We start from the raw sequence: 2,175 nt of genomic DNA, 5'->3' as shown, positions 1-2,175 counted from the left end.
CTATTCATTAAAAAATTTTCTTGCTCGTATGCGGCAATCATAAATCTATTCTTTTCTGCTGAAATCTCCATAGCCGCTCTCTCTGCGAGCCTTTGTGTTTGCGACGAACTAGAAAAAACAATTAGATGCTCATAAAAAGTTACAAGAGCATCTATTGCAAGACCCACTTCGTCGGCGTCAAGATCTATGAGCCGAAGAACCGGGCGGATCTCTTTCCACGGCGTTATCTCCCAATACATATTAAAATCGGGGGAATTTTGCGCGGCGAGTTGTAATTCGTCATCCGTAGAATTATTAAACTGTTCAAGCGGAGGGTTAGCGAACTTCTTTTTCTCCGGTATCTCCCCTGCAAGAGTGCTAGTGGCTATGCTTTTGCCGCTCGGAGCCCTCCAGAGATCGGTTTTTGTTTGATAGGTATATCCGCCGTAGGTTAGCGGCTTTTGCGCTAGAGCCGCAGCGGCAAAGCCCGCGGCCATTCCGCCGAGCGAAACCGCAGAGGCAAGCGCCGCGGACGAGCGAGCCTGCAAAGAGCTGAGCGCATACCCAAAGCCCAGAGTCGCGAGTGCCAAACCAAAAGCTGCGCCGCCTACATATCCGATACTTTCGCCGCGCGCGTTAAACTGCGCGCCGCTGAAAAGCGAATACGTCCCCGTGCTCGAATTGTAGCTTCCGACCGGGCGCAGGTTTGAATCCACGAGCTCGGTGGTGTTGCTAAAGAGCGAATCCAGCCATTCGCTAAAGCTTAGGGGCTTTGAATATACGTTCAGCCCCGCGCCGCCCGTTTTTAAATTTGCCAGTCTCTCTCCGCCGAAGCCGAAGCTTAAATCCTTGCCCGTGGCGACCTCGTAGATCTCCGTAAATAGCTCTTTGATTAAAAAGCTCGCGCCGAAGCCACCGATATTTGAGGCTATCGTGCCACCTCTTGAGATCAGCTTGCCGGCGTAATCCGCGATAGCGCCTATCGTGTCTTGAAATACCGCGTCCACGAGGGCGTCTGAGCTAAATTTCCAATCGATCAGCGATTCGGCGAAATAGCGCCCCGTAGCGCCGCCGTAATACTGCCCGATCTCGCCTGCGATTCTTCGCAGATTCTCGCTTTCGATCTCGCGCACGCCCGTGCCGCCGCCGCCCGAGGGGGCGGACGAAGAAAAGGAGCTTTGCGGGATTTGCAATAGTCCGAACCCCAGCTGTAGCTTTCGCACCGCCTGTTTGATATTTTCATACGCCGCGCTGCCGTGTCCGCCTATGTTGAGCTCGCTTGAAATCGGGCTTAGCGCAAACGCCGAAAAATCCTCATTCAGCGATAATATCGTATCGCTAAGGCTTACCGAGCCGTTCTCCATAAATAGCCCCTCAAGATTCGGCGAGGGCTTGGTGCCCGCGATATATCCCGCGCTGCCTGCGTAGAATATGTCGAAGTTCTGCCCCGCAAGAGGATTAACCGGGTTAAAATCATCGCGAGAGGCGATGTCTAGGCTATCATTTACGGCGATGAGAGTTCTCATTTTTTGATCTCGAAGTTCCCCGGCATGATGTTCGTTAGCTCATCTTTGAGCAGAGTGGCGATGATATTAAAAAGCACCTTGTTCATATCCGACGGAACCACCAGTCCGCCATTGAGTGTGTTCTGCAAAAAGTCGCCGATCACGCTGCCGCCTTTGATTAGACGGTTGTCTTTGACCTGCCTATTTATCGCTTCCTGCTGCGCCTTGGCAAGGGCTAGATCGCCCCTCGTCTTGTCGATTTGAGCTGCGAGCATATCTTTTTGAAGTTTGAGCTGCTCTATCTCAAGCGGCATTCGCTGCCTTTGCAGATCGATCTTTAGCTGCTCCGTTTCTATCTGCTTGCCGAGCAAGTTCGTTTGAGCTTCGAGCTGCTGCTTTCGTAGCGGTAGCTCCTCGCTTTCGCTAAGAAGTCGCAGGGCGATCTCTTGACTGCTTGTCGTTACGCTCTGCGTCATTGAGACGAGAGTGCTGCAAAGCATCTCGAATTTTTTGTCGTTCGCAAGACCGTATTTCTCAAAATATTCATCGATCTTGGCGGTAAATTTTTGATATGGCGTGTCGGCCGCCATAGTATCGCCGAGCACGCGCCTATAAATTTCGCTATACGCTTCTTTGAAATCAGCCATCTCGCAGCCCCCTTATATAGTCCTCGACTCGGCGCGGAGTTTGG

At 52.0% G+C, this 2,175-nt stretch carries 2 protein-coding genes; both read right to left on the bottom strand.

Annotated features, from left to right (window positions below):
• The coding region (locus Q0140_RS09460; RefSeq protein WP_297964039.1) for a hypothetical protein at window positions 1-1,505 on the bottom strand (1,505 nt) is incomplete at its 3' end.
• Window positions 1,502-2,131 (bottom strand): hypothetical protein, encoded by a 630-nt coding sequence (locus Q0140_RS09455; RefSeq protein ID WP_297964037.1) that lies wholly within the window; start codon window positions 2,129-2,131, stop codon window positions 1,502-1,504. The genes Q0140_RS09460 and Q0140_RS09455, both read right to left, overlap by 4 nt.
• Window positions 2,132-2,175 lie beyond the last annotated feature (44 nt).

It is taken from the genome of uncultured Campylobacter sp. (assembly GCF_938045405.1).
In the GTDB taxonomy this organism is placed as follows: Bacteria; Campylobacterota; Campylobacteria; order Campylobacterales; family Campylobacteraceae; genus Campylobacter_B.
The sequence above is the reverse complement of the archived record's forward strand: the minus strand, read 5'-3'. Positions and strand labels throughout refer to the sequence as shown.

Coding starts and splice junctions, on each gene's coding strand:
- Q0140_RS09455 (WP_297964037.1), bottom strand. CDS start 2,131: ATGGCTGATTTCAAAGAAGCGTATAGCGAAATTTATAGGCGCGTGCTC.